Genomic DNA, 15,687 nt, shown 5'->3' on the forward strand with positions numbered 1-15,687 from the left:
GGATCGACCGGCGGTAGACCCATGCGACCAGGCAGCCGTGCCGCGCGGCAGAGATGAGGTATCGATGAGCGACCCGAACGCACAGGACCGAACCGGCGAGTCGACGCAGGAGCGGACCCCGCGTCCCGGTCCCGCCACACCCCGAGCCCATGCTGCGACGCCCGGCCCCGCGGGCCGAGAGAACGGCAGTTCCACCGCAGCACCCCCGAAGCCGCATCCCGTCGCGGCCCAGACGCACCCCCACGTCCCGGCGGTGCCCGCGAGCGATCCGAGTCGGTTCGGACGCGTCGACGAGGACGGCACCGCATGGGTCCGCACGAGCGAGGGCGAGCGGTGCATCGGATCGTGGCAGGCAGGCGACGCCGCCGAGGGCCTCGCGCACTTCGGACGCCGTTACGACGATCTCGTCACCGAGGTGGCGATCCTCGAGACCCGGTTGACCTCCGGCACCGCCGACGTGAAGAAGACCCGCGCGGCCGCCGAGGCACTGGCCGAGTCGCTGCCGACCGCCGCCGTCATCGGTGATCTCGATGCGCTCGCCGCCCGGCTCACCGCGATCATCGAGCACTCCGAGGAGGCTGCGGCTCTCGCCAAGCAGGAAAAGGAGCGTCGGCGCGCCGAGAGCACGGCCCGCAAGGAGGCCCTCGCGGCCGAGTCCGAGACGATCGCCGCCGAATCCACCCAATGGAAGGCCGCGGGCGACCGGCTGCGCGAGATCCTCGAGGAGTGGAAGACCATCCGCGGGGTCGACCGGAAGGTCGACGACGTGTTGTGGCGTCGCTATTCGAAGGCACGCGAGGCGTTCAACCGGCGTCGCGGAGCCCACTTCGCCGAACTCGACCGCGAGCGCGCCGCGGCGAAGAGCCGCAAGGAAGAACTCGTCGCCCGGGCGGAGGAGCTGCAGAACTCCACCGACTGGGGTGCCACCGCCGCGGCCTTCCGCGACCTGCTCGCCGAGTGGAAGGCGGCCGGACGGGCACCGAAGGACGCCGACGACCAGCTGTGGAAGCGGTTCAAGGGCGCCCAGGACGTCTTCTTCGCCGCACGCAACGCCGCGAACGCCGAGCGCGACGCCGAGTTCGAGGAGAATGCCCGCGCGAAGGAGGCCCTGCTCGAGGTGGCCTCCTCGATCGACCCGTCGGCCGATCTCGAAGGTGCCCGGGCGCGCCTGCGCGAGCTGCAGGACCAGTGGGAGGCGATCGGCAAGGTGCCGCGCGAGCGCATGCACGATCTCGAAGGCCGTCTGCGGGCCATCGAGAAGAAGGTGCGCGAGGCCGCGGATTCCGAGTGGCGCCGCACCGATCCCGAGGCCCTCGCGCGTGCGGCCCAGTTCCGTGAGCGGGTGCGTCAGTTCGAGGAGCAGGCCGCCAAGGCGACCGCCGCCGGCCGGGCGAAGGAGGCCGAGAAGGCTCTCGCCCAGGCCGCGCAGTGGCGCGAGTGGGCCGACGCGGCCGAAGGTGCCGTCGGCGAGCGCTGACCCCGCGACATCCGAGACGGACGATCCCCCTCTCCCGGTCCGGGAGAGGGAGATCGTCGTGTTCGTGCCGGAGGCGTCAGGCCTCGGGGTCGTCGCGCATCAGGCGGGGCCGCTCGTGCTGTGCTGCGACCTTCCGCAACTCGGCCTCGGCCTCGAGCTGGGCCGAGGTCCGCGCCCACACCACGCGGGCCCAGTGGAAGACGATCACCATGACGGCGAACCAGCCGATCACGAGACCGAATCCCGGTCCCGCGGCGGACGACTCGACGGGCAGGGTCTGGCGCGACCAGATCGCGAGCATGCCGAAGACGATGGTCACCGCCGAGCCGGCCAGAGACACCCACGCCAACGCCCACTTGCGGGTGACGAGCGCGAGAATCGAGCCCAGCCCGGCGAAGACCACTGCGAAGCCGACGAACAGCCGCGACGGCAGACCGATCTCCTCGGTGGTCGCGTCCGGGGCGAAGGACAGCACCTCCCACCCGTTGGCGGATCCGGCGTGGGGCAGGCTGAAGGTCGCCAGCAGGATCAGGACGGCGATCGCGACGAACATCGCCCGGGCGCCCGGGTCGATGTCGCTCGCCACCTTCCGTTCGGCGGCTTCGAGTTCGGCGCGTACGTCACCCGTCGCGTGGTGATCGTGCGGCTTGTCGGTGGTCATGCGTTGCATCCCATCTGAGGCGGCAGCGGGTCGGGGACGCCGATGCTCGGCAGTCCGAGTCCGACACCGATCGGCGGTGTCTTGGGCAACCGGCCCTGTTCGAAGTGGTCGCCCGCACGTGTACGGCGGTGCGTGAGGATCGGGGTGTCCGCGACGAGGTGGTGCGGCGCGGCGTCGCTGACGACGATCGTGATGACGTCGCCGGGACGCACCGCGGTGTCGATCGCGCCCTCGGGACGGAAGTGGACGAGGCGGCCGTCGCGGGCACGCCCGCTCATCCGGGCGGTCTCGGCGTTCTTGCGACCCTCCCCCGCCGCGACGAGCAGTTCGACCTCCGTGCCGACGAGCTTGCGGTTCTCCTCGAGGGTGATGCGTTCCTGCAGCGCGATCAGACGGTTGTAGCGCTCCTGCACTACGGCCTTGGGGACCTGACCCTCCATGTCTGCTGCGGGCGTGCCGGGACGCTTCGAGTACTGGAAGGTGAACGCGCTGGTGAAACGCGCCTTCTCGACGACCTCGAGGGTCTGCTGGAAGTCCTCCTCGGTCTCACCGGGGAAACCGACGATGATGTCGGTGGTGATCGCGGCGTGCGGCATCGCGGCCCGAACCCGCTCGATGATGCCAAGGAAGCGTTCCTTGCGGTACGAGCGGCGCATGGCGCGCAGGATCCGGTCGCTGCCGGACTGCAGCGGCATGTGCAGTTGCGGGCACACGTTGGGGGTCTGCGCCATCGCGTCGATGACGTCGTCGGTGAATTCCGCCGGATGCGGGGACGTGAAGCGCACCCGCTCGAGGCCCTCGATGTCGCCGCACGCGCGCAGCAGCGACGCGAAGGCGCCCCGGTCGCGGGGCTGCTCCGGATCGGCGAAGGACCGGCCGTAGGAGTTGACGTTCTGGCCGAGCAGTGTCACCTCGAGCACGCCCTCGTCGACGAGCGCCTGCACCTCGGCGAGGATGTCACCCGGGCGCCGGTCGACCTCCTTGCCGCGCAGCGACGGCACGATGCAGAAGGTGCACGTGTTGTTGCAGCCGACGGAGATCGACACCCATCCGGCGTACGACGACTCGCGCTTGGCGGGCAGCGTCGAGGGGAACGCCTCGAGGGCGTCGAGGATCTCGACCTCGGCACGGCGATTGTGCCGCGCGCGTTCGAGCAGTGCGGGGAGATTGCCGATGTTGTGCGTGCCGAAGACCACGTCGACCCAGGGCGCCTTCTTCACGACCGTGTCGCGGTCCTTCTGGGCGAGGCAGCCTCCGACGGCGATCTGCATGTCGGGGTTGTCGTCCTTGACCGGACGCAGATGACTCAGATTGCCGTACAGCTTGTTGTCGGCGTTCTCCCGCACCGCGCAGGTGTTGAAGACCACCAGATCCGGTGACGCGCCGGGCGCGGCCTTGGTGAAGCCGGCGTCCTCCAACAACCCCGACAGACGCTCGGAGTCGTGTACGTTCATCTGACAGCCGTAGGTGCGGACCTCGTAGGTCCGGGCACCGGTACGGGGGGCTTCTTCGTCGATCAGTGACACGTCTCAGGGTATCTCACCTCGGCGGGTCCCCTTTCCTCGCGCCGACCGCGCGTGCCCCGTCGAGGTATCCGATACTGCTCGTGCAGTAAAAATCCCGTGACGCGCGTGTCGAAGGTGTCCCGAAATGCGAAGTCTCGGGCGTCGGACGGCATAGGGTCTGCAGATATGACATCAGCGGCCGCCGGAACGGATCGTCCGTCCGAGAAGTCGGACACCAGCTCGTCCATGATCTCCATGAACGGGGTGAACAAGCATTTCGGATCCCTGCACGTACTGCAGGACATCAACCTCGAGATTCCGCGAGGACAGGTCGTCATCGTCGTCGGCCCGTCGGGTTCGGGCAAATCGACCCTCTGCCGCACCATCAACCGGCTCGAACCGATCGATTCGGGAGAGATCCACGTCGACGGCACCCTGCTGCCGGAGGAGGGCAAGGCACTCGCCCGCCTTCGTTCGGACGTCGGCATGGTGTTCCAATCGTTCAACCTCTTCGCCCACAAGACGATCCTCGAGAACGTCATGCTCGGCCCCCTCAAGGTGCGCAGGATCAAGAAGGACAAGGTCCGCGAGTCGGCGATGCAGCTGCTCGACCGGGTCGGGATCGCCAATCAGGCCGACAAATACCCGGCGCAGCTGTCGGGCGGCCAGCAGCAGCGCGTGGCGATCGCACGCGCGCTCGCGATGAATCCCAAGGTCATGCTGTTCGACGAGCCCACCTCCGCCCTCGACCCCGAGATGGTCCAGGAGGTCCTCGACGTGATGACCTCCCTCGCGAAAGAGGGCATGACGATGGTCGTGGTCACCCACGAGATGGGATTCGCCCGCAAGGCCGGCGACCGCGTTCTGTTCATGGCCGACGGTCGCATCGTCGAGGACACCGATCCCGAGACCTTCTTCACCGCACCGAAATCCGATCGCGCCAAGGACTTCCTCGGCAAGATCCTCAGTCACTGACCTGATTCCCGCACCGACGGGCCACCCGGTCCGTCGGACGTAGTTCCGAACCGCACCGGAGGTATTCGATGAAATTGTCCCGCTCCATCCGCCTGGGCATCGGCGCCGTCGCCGTGGCAGTCGTCGCCACGGCGTGCGGTGGCGACGAGACGCGCAGTGTCTCGCAGTCCGCGGAGAACGGCACCCTGACGGTCGGTATCAAGTTCGACCAGCCGGGCCTGGGCCTGCGCAACCCGGACGGTTCGTTCAGCGGGTTCGACGTCGAGGTCGCCAAGTATGTCGCCGGTCAGCTCGGTGTGTCCGAGGAGAACATCGAATTCAAGGAAGCTCCGTCCGCCCAGCGCGAGACCCTCATCCAGAACGGTGAGGTCGACTACATCGTCGCGACCTACTCGATCACCGATTCCCGCAAGGAGAAGGTGGACTTCGCCGGCCCGTACTTCATTGCGGGCCAGTCGCTCCTCGTGCGCGCGGACGACACCGAGATCACCGGACCCGACTCGCTCAACGGCGGCAAGCGCCTGTGCTCGGTGGCGGGTTCGACCCCGGCCCAGAACGTGAAGGACAACTACGCGCAGGACGTCCAGCTCCAGGAGTTCGACACCTACTCGCTGTGTGTCGAGGCGCTGCGCAACGGCGCGGTCGACGCGGTGACCACCGACGACATCATCCTCGCCGGCTACGCCGCGCAGAGCCCGGGCGACTTCAAGGTCGTCGGTGAGCCGTTCACCACCGAGCGCTACGGCATCGGTCTCGCCAAGAGCGACGACGAGTCGCGCAATGCGATCAACGACGCGATCGAGGAGATGATCGCCAGCGGTGCGTGGGAGGCCGCATTCCAGGAGACGGTCGGCGCCTCGGGCTACGAGCTCCCGGAGCAGCCGAGCGTCGATCGCTACTGAGTGTCGATCGTCACCGAGTACGGGTACCACCCGTCACGTCCGGCGGTGCGGCCGGTCCGTAATCCCACGGACCGGCCGGACCGTTCCGGACTCCCACCCGTCCCCTCGATCCCGGAGTGACCTGTGGATCTGTTGAGCAAGTACAGCAGCCAGCTACTCGACGCGTTCTGGACCACGATCCAGTTGACCGTCATCTCGGCGATCGGTGCACTGATCCTCGGAACGATCCTCGCCGCGATGCGCGTGTCCCCCATCCCGGTGGCGCGTGCCGTCGGCGCCGCCTACGTGACGATCTTCCGGAACACCCCGCTGACCCTCATCATCATCTTTTGCCTGTTCGGTCTGTCCCAGACGCTCGGCATCAAGCTGGCCTCCGAGTCGTCGCCGACCTTCCTGGTGGACAACAACTTCCGACTCGCGGTGCTCGGCCTGAGCGTCTACACGGCGGCCTTCGTGTGCGAGTCGCTCCGCTCGGGCATCAACACGGTCTCGCTCGGACAGTCGGAGGCCGGCCGCTCGCTGGGTCTGACCTTCAGCCAGAATCTGCGCCTGATCGTCCTCCCCCAGGCCTTCCGCGCGGTCATCGCCCCGCTCGGTTCGGTGCTCATCGCGTTGACCAAGAACTCGACGATCGCCTCCGTCATCGGCGTGTCCGAGGCCTCGCTGCTGATGAAGACGATGATCGAGAACGAAGCGGCCATCTTCGTCGTCGGTGGCATCTTCGCGCTCGGATTCGTCATCCTCACCCTTCCCACCGGCCTGCTCTTCGGCCGGCTCAGCAAGCGATACGAGGTCGCCCGATGAGTGCACACGGAACCGTTCTCTACGACGCACCCGGGCCCCGCGCCAAGGCGCTCTACCGGATCCTGTCGGTGGTCGTGGTCGCGCTCCTCGTCCTGGTCGGCTGGATCGTCTACCGCGCGCTCGACGCCAACGGACAGCTGACGGCCGCCAAGTGGGAGCCGTTCGTCGAATCGTCCAGCTGGACCACCTATCTGCTGCCCGGCATCCGCGGCACGATCATCGCGGCCGTCGCGTCGATCGTGCTGGCACTCGTGCTCGGCACGGTCCTGGGTATCGCGCGTCTGTCCGACCACCGGTGGGTCCGCTGGATCGCCGGCACGATCGTCGAGTTGTTCCGCGCCGTCCCGGTGCTGATCCTGATGATCTTCGCCTACCAGGTGTTCGCCGAGTACCGCGTCTTCAAGTCCGGATATCTCGCGCTCGCGGCGGTCATCACCGGCCTGACCCTGTACAACGGCTCGGTCATCGCCGAGATCGTGCGCGCGGGCATCCGATCGCTTCCGCGTGGTCAGAGCGAGGCCGCCTACGCGATCGGCATGCGGAAGAACCAGCTCATGCGACTGATCCTGCTGCCGCAGGCCGTGACGGTCATGCTCCCGGCAATCGTGTCGCAGATGGTGATCGCGCTCAAGGACTCCGCGCTCGGCTACCTCATCGGCTATGTCGAAGTGGTGCGTTCCGGCCAGCAGCTCGGCGCGTTCTTCCAGAACTACCTGCCGTCGCTGCTGGTGGTCGCGGCGATCATGATCATCCTCAACAGTGCGCTGACACAGTTCGCGATCTGGCTCGAGAAGCGTCTGCGATCCGGGAAGCGGAAGAAGGGTGCCGTGGCGGCCGAAGAGCCGCAGACGATGCGCACGATGTCGGTGCCAGGCCTGGACCTGAGCGGCGAGGGCCGCAAGTAACAGCAGCACTGCGGTTGCGAAGTTCGCAGTCGAGCCCAGGCGTTTCGCAGTCGGGCTCAGTCGTGCGGGAGGTCGCTCGCGTCGGCACCGAACGTCGCGAGTTCTTCCCGCACGACATCGAACGCCATCCCCTGCGCGTAGCCGCGCCGGGCCAGCATCCCGACCAGCCGCCGCACCAACTTGTCGCGTTCGGCCGCGATCTCGCGCCGATCCCCTTCGGTGGGCAGCGGCGGCTGGGTGCGGAGCTTCTTGCGGACCAGTTCGACCGCCCGTTCCCGTTCGTCGGCGGTGTCGATCTGTTCGAGGGCGGCCGCCGCGTCGTCGGCGTCGATTCCCTTGCGGCGCAGTTCGAGTGCGATCGCGCGCTTACCCTTCCCCGCGTGCAGATGCCGTGAACGTGCCCACTGGTTGGCGAAATCCGCGTCGTCGATCAACCCGACCTCGGTGAGACGGTCGAGGGCACGTTCGGCGACGTCGGACGCGAACCCCTTCTGCTCGAGCTTCGTCGCGAGCTCGGATCGGCTGCGTGCCCGATCGGTCAGCAGACGGAGACAGACGTCCTTGGCCTGCGCTTCGGTGCCGCCGCCGGGCAGTTCCTGCTCAGTGCGAGCCGAGCGCCGCCGTCCGCGTCGTTCGCGCCGAGCGTCGGGGCGTCGTTCCTCGGAGTCGTCCATGACGCGCACAGTAGCCGGACGCACCGACAGCGCGGCCGGGTGCGGATACGCCACGGGGGCACGGACGACGTGCGTCCGTGCCCCCGTGGGGCCGTGGGGCCGTGGGGCCGTGGGCGGTGACTAGAAGTCGACCGGCTCCTCGACATCACTCGGATCGGTGAGAACGGCACCGATGCCGAGCTTCTCCTTGATCTTCTTCTCGATCTCGTCGCGCACATCGGTGTTCTCGAGCAGGAACTTGCGGGCGTTCTCCTTGCCCTGCCCCAGCTGGTCGCCCTCGTAGGTGTACCAGGAGCCGGACTTGCGGATGAAGCCCTGCTCGACACCCATGTCGATGAGCGAGCCCTCCTTCGAGATGCCCTGGCCGTACAGGATGTCGAACTCGGCCTGCTTGAACGGAGGCGAGACCTTGTTCTTGACGACCTTCACGCGGGTGCGGTTGCCCACCGCGTCGCCCCCGTCCTTGAGCGTCTCGATCCGGCGCACGTCCAGACGCACGGAGGCGTAGAACTTCAGCGCCTTACCGCCCGTGGTGGTCTCGGGCGAGCCGAACATCACGCCGATCTTCTCGCGCAGCTGGTTGATGAAGATCGCGGTGGTGCCGGAGTTGTTGAGCGCACCGGTCATCTTGCGCAGTGCCTGGCTCATCAGGCGGGCCTGGAGACCGACGTGGCTGTCGCCCATCTCGCCCTCGATCTCGGCGCGGGGCACGAGCGCCGCGACCGAGTCGATGACGATGATGTCGAGCGCACCCGAGCGGATGAGCATGTCGGCGATCTCGAGGGCCTGCTCACCGGTGTCGGGTTGGGACACGAGCAGGGCGTCGGTGTCGACACCGAGCTTGCGCGCGTAGTCCGGATCGAGGGCGTGCTCGGCGTCGATGAACGCCGCGATGCCGCCGGCGGCCTGCGCGTTGGCGACCGCGTGGAGGGCCACCGTCGTCTTACCCGAGGATTCCGGGCCGTAGATCTCGATGACGCGCCCGCGTGGCAGGCCGCCGATACCGAGAGCCACGTCGAGTGCGATCGACCCGGTGGGAATGACTGCGATGGGCGGACGGACGTCCTCGCCCAGGCGCATCACCGAGCCCTTACCGAAGCTCTTGTCGATCTGCGCGAGGGCGAGCTCGAGCGCCTTCTCGCGGTCGTGAGCCTGTGCTGCCATCTTGGTCCCCTTAATAGAATCTCGTCCTTGTTGTCGACGACGTTAGAACCCGGCACCGACAAGTTCGCTGTCGCGACCGCGGAAACGCCGTATCTGTGGATGGAATCACCACCTGTGGACAACCCACCCGGCGTTCCCAGCATAGCCGAACACGTGTTCGAAATCCGGTCGCTTCGTGTACGCCAGGAATGGTCTCATCCCGGTCGGACAGAAAATCGATTCCGGCATCTACTCCTGCACCGATTCCGGTCGGGAACAGCCCCGACCGGCTCCGCGGCTACCGCCGCACGGGTGGGACGTCGAACTCGTCGCAGAGAGCGCGCCATACCTCCCGGGGCTCCTGTCCCGCCTCGATCGCCTCGGCCGCCGTCCGTCCACCGAGCGAAAGCAGCACGTGATCGCGCAGCAGGGCATCGCCGTGCATCTGTCCGAACTCGTCCCGGACCACCTCGTAGAACTCCGTCAACCGCACCCCGACCACGGTAGTCGCGCGCGGTGTGGCGCGACAGTCAGTCCGCTGCGGCCTCGCACACCGCGACCGGATCCTCCACGTCGCCGGCACCGTCCGCGGCCGCACGAGCCGCGGCGGCGAAGTCCGGCGACGACAGCACGGTGTCGATCGCGGAGCGGACCGCATCCGCGTCGAGCGGACGCACCACCACCGCACTCCCCTGCCGTGCGGCGCGGTTCGCCAGCTCCCACTGGTCGCCGCCCCCGGGAACGATCACCGCCGGAACCCCCGCACTCAGCGTCTTGGCGAGCATCCCGTGCCCACCCCCGCACACGACGACATCGGCCTGCCGGAGCAGGACGTCCTGCCTGCCGCGACCCGAGACGGCCCAGCTGGGGAGCGACTGCGGCGGAGGGTCGAGCATCGTCGCGGCGACCCGCATCCCGGCCCCGTCTAGTGCGTCGCAGACCGTCTCGACCATCCCGGTCACGCCGGTGACCGCGGTCGACGGCGCGACCATCACGAGAGGTCCGTCCCCTGGCGGCGGATCGAGGATCTCCACGTTGGGTTCCCACAGCAGCGGACCGACGACGTGCGCGTGCCCGGGCCAGTCGGGACGTGGCACCTCGAGTGCCGGCAGGGTGGCGATCAGCCGGGCCCGGGGCCCGGGATCGCGCGCCGGCAGACCGATCCCGACGCGTGCGGCAGAACGCTCGCGCTCCCCCTGCCGCAGCGATCTCGCGGTCATCGCTCGCAACGCGGCATCCCTCAACCGGCCCCGCACGCCCCTGCCCACATCGAGACCGCTGCCGATCGGCGGGAGCCCGCGCGACGGCAGGTACAACGGGTGCGGCGAGAGCTCGACCCACGGGATCCCCAGGCGCTCGGCGGCCATCCCTCCGCCGGCGGTGAGCACGTCCGCCACGACGAGGTCGGGTAGCAGGGCTCCGAGATCCGGGAGCATCTCGCTCGCGATATGGGCGGCGCGGGCGTGGATCTTCGCCCCCGCGTCGCCGTCGTCGTCCCCGAGCCGGGGCGCCAGCCCCTTCAACTCAGCGAACGTCACACCGGGCAGCTCGAGGCCGAGCCATCGTTCGCCCGTGAGGACGACCGCGTCGTGCCCGGCATCCGCAAGCCGCAGCGACAACGCGATCGCCGGAATCGCATGACCCGCATCGGGCCCGGCCACCACCGCCACTCGCACGCGCACAGCCTGCCACAGGCCACCGACGGCGGGACGCTTCCTATCCCGCGAAGGTGTACAACTCGAACCCGGAGGCGCGCTCGGCAGCGAATCCCGGCAGCGGCGCCGATGCGCGCTCCACCTGTTCGCGCGCTTGTGCCTCCACCGGCCTGTCGTCGAGAGCCTGCAGGTACAGACGGTGCGCCGCGAGGGACTCGACTGCCAGTTCGACCGTATCGGTCACGTCCACCGCGTGGGTCGGAGGCGAACCCGGACACACGGCAGCCCATCGCACGCCGTGCCACGGTTCCAGACCGCGTTCGGTGAGTTCCGGGAAGATCCATTCGTTCGCGGCATCGGAGACGGCGTCGAGGACGCTGATCCCGAGCGCCCGATGGTCGGCACTGTTGACCCAGCCGGGCCGGGGCGACAGCCCGAACGCGAGCGTGACCACCATCTCAGGACGATGACGTCGGATGGCGGAAGCGATGTCGCGACGGAGATCGAGACTCGGGACGAGTCGACCATCCGGGTGCCCGAGGAACTCGACGGTATCCACTCCGACGATCCGCGCGGACTCGCGCTGCTCCGATTCCCGCACCGGCCCGCTCTTCTCGGGCGGCAGACCGGCGATGCCCGCCTCGCCACTGGTGGCCAGAACGTAGGAAATCTCCTTGCCCTGTCGGGTCCACCGCGCGATCGCCGCCGCAGCGCCGTATTCGATGTCGTCCGGGTGGGCGACGACGACGAGTCCGCGTTGCCAGTTCTCCGGTACCGCCTCCACAGCTGCCCCCTTCGTCTACAGACGTGTCAGGTCGTGCTTGTCACCTCCCGATACTGCCTTGTACAGCAGGTATCCGCCGAAGATCACGGCGCCGAGTACGAGAAAGCCGAACAGGTTGTCGAGCAGGGCGCCGAGGACGGCGAGACCGACCCACACCACCGCGACGATTCCTACGATCTTCCAGAACATTGGGTACTCCCACCCTCGATGCCGACCCCTTCCGAGTCGGACTCCGTTTGCTCGGTACGCCTCGATCCTGACAGCTCGAGCAATGAAAAACAGCAGGTCAGCGCAGATATCAGGGAAAGATCAGGGGACACCCGGAGGCGCACCCCGGTGTGGCCCACGGGCACCCGGAGACGGGTCGGTGACCCGCGGCACGCCGGTACGGCTTAGGCTCTACGGGTTCGCCGTCCATACCAGAAGGCTGAGTAACCGTGTCCTCGTCCCCCCGTATCCCCGCGCGCGACCTCGCGCAGATCGCCGTCTTCGCCGCCCTGATCATCGCCCTGGGACTGCCCGGTCAGATCAGTATCGGATCGTCCGGCGTGCCCATCACGCTGCAGACCTTGGGCGTGATGCTCGCGGGTGCACTGCTCGGCGCACGCAAAGGTGTCCTGTCGGTGCTCACCGTGATCGTGCTGGGGCTGGCGCTGCCCGTACTCGCCGGCGGGCGCACGACCCTCACCTCGCTGGCAGGTCCCACGGTGGGCTTCCTCATCGGCTGGATCCCTGCCGTCGCCGTGATCGGCTGGCTGAGCATGAAGATGCTGCCGCGATACCGCACGTTGCCCGGTGTGGCCGTCAACGTCCTCGGTGGCATCGTCGTCCTCTACGCCTTCGGTATCGCAGGCATGGTCCTGCGCACGGATCTCACGGTGTGGGCCGCCGCCGCGGCCAACGTCACCTTCCTGCCGGGCGATCTGGCCAAGGCGGTCGTCGCCGCAGCGGTCGCCGCCCAGGTGCATCGCGCCTATCCCGCACTGGCGGCACCGCGCATCGCGCACCGCCCCGCTGCGGATCCCGCGCACTGACGCCGTCCGACCGTCGATGAGCGAGATCCGATTCCGGGAGGTGCGGCACGCCTACGGCGACCGCACCGTCCTCGACGGGGTCGACGTGGTCCTCACCGAACGACGCGTCGGCATCGTCGGAGCGAACGGCAGCGGCAAGTCGACGATGGCGCGCATGATCAACGGCCTGCTCGTCCCGTCGTCCGGCTCGGTGACCGTCGACGGTCTCGACACGGCGCGCAAGGGCCGGGAGGTCCGCAAGAAGGTCGGATTCGTCTTCACCGACCCGGACCATCAGATCGTCATGCCGACGGTCGCCGAGGACGTCGCCTTCTCGCTGCGACGCAGCGGACTCGGCAAAGAGGAACGCGAAGCCCGGGTAGGGCAGGTTCTCGCCGATTTCGGGCTCGCGGGGCATCACGACCACCCCAGCCACCTGCTCTCGGGCGGCCAGAAGCAGTTGCTCGCGCTCGCCGCGATCATGGTGACCGACCCGGCGGTGCTCGTCGCGGACGAACCGACGACCCTGCTCGACCTGCGCAATACGAAGCTCATCGCGCGCACCTTCGCGAGCCTTCCGCAGCAGGTGATCGCGGTGACCCACAATCTCGAACTCCTCGTGGGCTTCGATCGTGTGCTGGTGGTCGACTCGGGGCGGGTCGTCGCCGACGACGAACCGGCGTCCGCGCTCGCGTTCTACCGGAATCTGATCGGGTGAACACGTTCGGCCTCTACCATCCCGGACGCTCCGTCCTGCACCGGCTTCCGGCGGGAGCGAAGCTGCTCGCGGTCGCAGCACTGATCCTTGCGCTGACCCTGTGGATCCGGCAACCCTGGCAGGTGCTTCCCGCCCTGGCCTTGGCCGTGCTCGCGTATGCGGCCGCGCGCGTACCTCCGCGTCCGGCGGTTGTGCAGCTGCGGCCGCTGGTGTGGATGCTGGCGATCATTGCAGCGTTCCAGGTGCTCGTGGCGGGGTGGGAACGGGCGGTGGTGATCTGCGGGTCGCTGCTCGTGGCGGTCGCCCTGGCCGCCCTGGTGACCCTCACGACGCGGACCACCGACATGCTCGACGCGATCGTGCGGGCGGCCCGTCCCCTCGCGCGCGTCGGGGTCGATCCCGACCGGGTGGGACTCGTGCTGGTGATGACCGTCCGCGCGATCCCGCTGATCGGCACCGTGGTCACCCGCGTGACCGAGGCACGCAAGGCGCGCGGTCTCGGATTCTCGTTGCGGGCGCTGGTGGTTCCGGTGGTGGTGGGAGCCCTCCGCACCGCGGAGGCGATGGGCGAGGCCCTCGCCGCTCGCGGTGTCGACGACTGAGAGGTGTCGACGACCGACGTGTTCGGCTCGCGGTGTCGATGGTGGGGGTGTTCCACCCCTCAGGGGTGGTAACGCTGCTCGATCTGCCCCAACTCGCGCCAGGACTGCGCCCAGCTCTCGAGTTTGTCGGACGTGGCGATCAGTTCGGCGCGTCGCTGGTCGAGCATCGCCAGCGACCGGTTACCCTCGGCGGTCGCGGCGAGGCGTGCTGCGGCGGCGACGAGTTCCTCGAACTGGTCGACACCCGTCCCGAGACGCTCGCCCGCGTCGACGATGGCCGCGGACAGATGGGTCTTGGCGGCCGCACTGCCCTGCGCGGCGGATTCGAGGGCAACGACGTCCTCGACGACGGCATCGAGTGCGGATGCGGCTGCGCGGGCCGCGTCGTCGATCTCGGTGAGGTCGTCGGGAGCCACGGAGTTCGACCGCACGAGCACACCGAGCAGGCGCCGCAGGCTCTCCTCGTTCGCCGCGAGGCGTTCCATCGGGGCGCGGGCGACCGAACCGGCCGGTGGCAGCGACCGGCGGCGCGGCGGCGGTGGGGGCAGCGGCACCGCATCGAGGCGACGGAAGGTACGGACGGCGAGGACGGCAGGCACTGCGAGAGCCGCCGTCGCTCCCCCGGCCGCGACGAGCGTCCATTCGGGAGCCGACGCGACGGCCAGGGTCGCGGTGCCGATCGCCGTGGTGCCCGAGCCGGCACCGAAGAAACTGGCACGCCGACGCGCGCGACGCTTCTTACGCCGCAAGCGGGCGGCGGGATCGCGCCAGCGGCGCGCGGCCTCCATCGCGTTGCCGGTGGCATCGCGGAACGCAGAGACGACCGAACCGGGGATGTTCCCGGTCCGGTCGTCTCCGGAGACGTTCACGGCGGATCAGTTCCGAGGCGTGCGGATCAGCGGCCGGTGGTACCGGCAGCGTTCGGGGGCTCTTTGCGCGTGTCGACGGCAGGGTTGGCGGGGGTGCCCGGAAGCGCCTCGCCCTTCATCGACGCCCGGATCTGCTCGAGTCGGCTGTGACCGGCCATCTGGACGGTGGCCTGCTGAACCTCGAGCATGCGGCCCTGCACCGAGTTCTGGGCGAGCTCGGCCGAACCGAGAGCGTTGGCGTAGCGACGCTCGATCTTCTCGCGGACGGCATCGAGGCTCGGAGTGGTGCCCGGAGCTGCGAGGGTCGAATCCATCGAACGCAGCGACTCGCTCACGCGCTCCTGCATCTTGGCCTGCTCGAGCTGGCTGAGCAGCTTCGTGCGCTCTGCGACCTTCTGCTGCAGCGCCATGGCGTTCTGCTCGACGGCCTTCTTGGCCTGCGCGGCGGCCTGGAGCGACTGGTCGTGCAGCACCTTGAGGTCCTCGACGGACTGCTCGGCGGTGACGAGCTGTGCCGCGAAGGCCTCGGCCGCGTTCGTGTACTGGATCGCCTTCTCGGTGTCGCCCGCCGCCGTGGCCTGGTCGGCCATCATGACGGCCTGGCGGGCACTCGCGTTGAGCTTCTCCACCTCGTCCAGCTGACGGTTGAGCTTCATCTCGAGCTGACGCTGGTTACCGATAACGGAGGCCGCCTGCTGCGAGAGTGCCTGATGCTGACGCTGCGCGTCCTCGATCGCCTGCTGAATCTGGACCTTCGGATCGGCCTTCTCATCGATCTTCGAGTTGAAAAGCGCCATCAGGTACTTCCAGCCCTTGACGAAAGGATTAGCCATGGGTGTGATCCTGCCTCCATCTGGTACGCCGCGCCGAACGCGACCCGGTACGCGGCCCTCGCGCCCCGGTTCGAAGATCGCCGGTCCGCTGCTACCCCCGACGACCCACCTGCCCCGGCCGGGTCCGTGCACGCACCACGCCCCGGCTCGATGTCGCTTACGACCGT

General features: G+C 68.5%; 18 protein-coding genes. 8 read left to right on the forward strand and 10 right to left on the reverse strand.

Annotated features, from left to right (window positions below; genetic code table 11):
- The first annotated feature begins 64 nt into the window (after positions 1 to 64).
- Positions 65 to 1,477 carry a DUF349 domain-containing protein gene (locus tag M3330_RS02105; RefSeq protein WP_019289176.1) on the forward strand — a complete coding sequence of 471 codons (1,413 nt, stop codon included), beginning with the start codon at positions 65 to 67 and terminating at the stop codon, positions 1,475 to 1,477.
- A gap of 76 nt (positions 1,478 to 1,553) precedes the next feature.
- Here M3330_RS02105 and M3330_RS02110 read toward each other — a convergent pair whose 3' ends face one another.
- A complete protein-coding gene (locus M3330_RS02110) occupies positions 1,554 to 2,147 on the reverse strand; it encodes a hypothetical protein (RefSeq protein ID WP_016692697.1) in 594 nt (197 codons plus the stop codon).
- Positions 2,135 to 3,592: a tRNA (N6-isopentenyl adenosine(37)-C2)-methylthiotransferase MiaB gene (miaB, locus tag M3330_RS02115; protein WP_230826295.1), complete on the reverse strand. Its 1,458-nt coding sequence runs from the start codon at positions 3,590 to 3,592 to the stop codon at positions 2,135 to 2,137. The genes M3330_RS02110 and miaB overlap by 13 nt, the downstream gene beginning before the upstream one ends.
- 297 nt (positions 3,593 to 3,889) lie before the next feature.
- On the opposite strand from miaB, the gene M3330_RS02120 reads away from it, so the two are divergent.
- The 4 genes from M3330_RS02120 to M3330_RS02135 all read left to right on the forward strand — a co-directional run bounded on the left by M3330_RS02120 (position 3,890) and on the right by M3330_RS02135 (position 7,229).
- Positions 3,890 to 4,618 carry an amino acid ABC transporter ATP-binding protein gene (locus M3330_RS02120; protein WP_006551298.1) on the forward strand — a complete coding sequence of 243 codons (729 nt, stop codon included), beginning with the start codon at positions 3,890 to 3,892 and terminating at the stop codon, positions 4,616 to 4,618.
- 68 nt (positions 4,619 to 4,686) lie between these two features.
- Positions 4,687 to 5,520, forward strand: coding sequence for a glutamate ABC transporter substrate-binding protein (locus M3330_RS02125; RefSeq protein ID WP_255026832.1), 834 nt, complete (start codon positions 4,687 to 4,689; stop codon positions 5,518 to 5,520).
- Between the two features lie 123 nt (positions 5,521 to 5,643).
- Positions 5,644 to 6,324 carry an amino acid ABC transporter permease gene (locus M3330_RS02130; RefSeq protein WP_006551296.1) on the forward strand — a complete coding sequence of 227 codons (681 nt, stop codon included), beginning with the start codon at positions 5,644 to 5,646 and terminating at the stop codon, positions 6,322 to 6,324.
- Positions 6,321 to 7,229, forward strand: a complete 909-nt coding sequence (locus M3330_RS02135; RefSeq protein WP_255026833.1) for an amino acid ABC transporter permease — start codon at positions 6,321 to 6,323, stop codon at positions 7,227 to 7,229. The genes M3330_RS02130 and M3330_RS02135 overlap by 4 nt, the downstream gene beginning before the upstream one ends.
- A gap of 56 nt (positions 7,230 to 7,285) precedes the next feature.
- Here the strand turns inward: M3330_RS02135 and recX are convergent, their stop codons facing one another.
- The 6 genes from recX to M3330_RS02165 all read right to left on the reverse strand — a co-directional run bounded on the left by recX (position 7,286) and on the right by M3330_RS02165 (position 11,674).
- Positions 7,286 to 7,903 carry a recombination regulator RecX gene (recX, locus tag M3330_RS02140; protein WP_033096537.1) on the reverse strand — a complete coding sequence of 206 codons (618 nt, stop codon included), beginning with the start codon at positions 7,901 to 7,903 and terminating at the stop codon, positions 7,286 to 7,288.
- 120 nt (positions 7,904 to 8,023) lie between these two features.
- The gene (recA, locus tag M3330_RS02145) at positions 8,024 to 9,067 is read right to left on the reverse strand and encodes a recombinase RecA (RefSeq protein WP_006551292.1); all 1,044 of its coding nucleotides are present in this window, start codon (positions 9,065 to 9,067) and stop codon (positions 8,024 to 8,026) included.
- 277 nt (positions 9,068 to 9,344) lie between these two features.
- Positions 9,345 to 9,539 carry a DUF3046 domain-containing protein gene (locus M3330_RS02150; protein ID WP_006551291.1) on the reverse strand — a complete coding sequence of 65 codons (195 nt, stop codon included), beginning with the start codon at positions 9,537 to 9,539 and terminating at the stop codon, positions 9,345 to 9,347.
- Positions 9,540 to 9,576: 37 nt separating this feature from the next.
- Complete coding sequence (locus M3330_RS02155) at positions 9,577 to 10,722, reverse strand: glycosyltransferase (RefSeq protein ID WP_255026834.1); 1,146 nt, start codon at positions 10,720 to 10,722, stop codon at positions 9,577 to 9,579.
- 40 nt (positions 10,723 to 10,762) lie between these two features.
- Entirely contained in the window at positions 10,763 to 11,485 is a 723-nt protein-coding gene (locus M3330_RS02160; protein ID WP_006551288.1) for a PIG-L deacetylase family protein, read from the reverse strand.
- A gap of 15 nt (positions 11,486 to 11,500) precedes the next feature.
- Positions 11,501 to 11,674, reverse strand: coding sequence for a hypothetical protein (locus M3330_RS02165; protein WP_006551287.1), 174 nt, complete (start codon positions 11,672 to 11,674; stop codon positions 11,501 to 11,503).
- A 248-nt stretch (positions 11,675 to 11,922) separates the two neighbouring features.
- Between M3330_RS02165 and M3330_RS02170 the strand changes: the two genes are divergently transcribed.
- From M3330_RS02170 to M3330_RS02180, 3 genes are read left to right on the forward strand one after another with little or no spacing between them, the layout of a single operon-like run.
- Complete coding sequence (locus M3330_RS02170) at positions 11,923 to 12,519, forward strand: biotin transporter BioY (RefSeq protein ID WP_006551286.1); 597 nt, start codon at positions 11,923 to 11,925, stop codon at positions 12,517 to 12,519.
- Between the two features lie 16 nt (positions 12,520 to 12,535).
- On the forward strand, positions 12,536 to 13,216 hold the full coding sequence (locus M3330_RS02175; protein WP_033096532.1) for an energy-coupling factor ABC transporter ATP-binding protein: 681 nt from the start codon (positions 12,536 to 12,538) through the stop codon (positions 13,214 to 13,216).
- Entirely contained in the window at positions 13,213 to 13,818 is a 606-nt protein-coding gene (locus M3330_RS02180; protein ID WP_255026835.1) for an energy-coupling factor transporter transmembrane component T, read from the forward strand. The genes M3330_RS02175 and M3330_RS02180 overlap by 4 nt, the downstream gene beginning before the upstream one ends.
- Before the next feature lie 59 nt (positions 13,819 to 13,877).
- On the opposite strand, the gene M3330_RS02185 is transcribed toward M3330_RS02180, so the two are convergent.
- Together M3330_RS02185 and pspA are read right to left on the reverse strand one after the other, a co-directional pair.
- Complete coding sequence (locus M3330_RS02185; RefSeq protein ID WP_006551284.1) at positions 13,878 to 14,687, reverse strand: hypothetical protein; 810 nt, start codon at positions 14,685 to 14,687, stop codon at positions 13,878 to 13,880.
- Between the two features lie 26 nt (positions 14,688 to 14,713).
- Positions 14,714 to 15,520 carry a phage shock protein PspA gene (gene pspA, locus M3330_RS02190; protein WP_006551283.1) on the reverse strand — a complete coding sequence of 269 codons (807 nt, stop codon included), beginning with the start codon at positions 15,518 to 15,520 and terminating at the stop codon, positions 14,714 to 14,716.
- Positions 15,521 to 15,687: the final 167 nt, after the last annotated feature.

The sequence above is a fragment of the Rhodococcus sp. GA1 genome, from assembly GCF_024321955.1.
Lineage (GTDB): Bacteria > Actinomycetota > Actinomycetes > Mycobacteriales > Mycobacteriaceae > Rhodococcus > Rhodococcus pyridinivorans.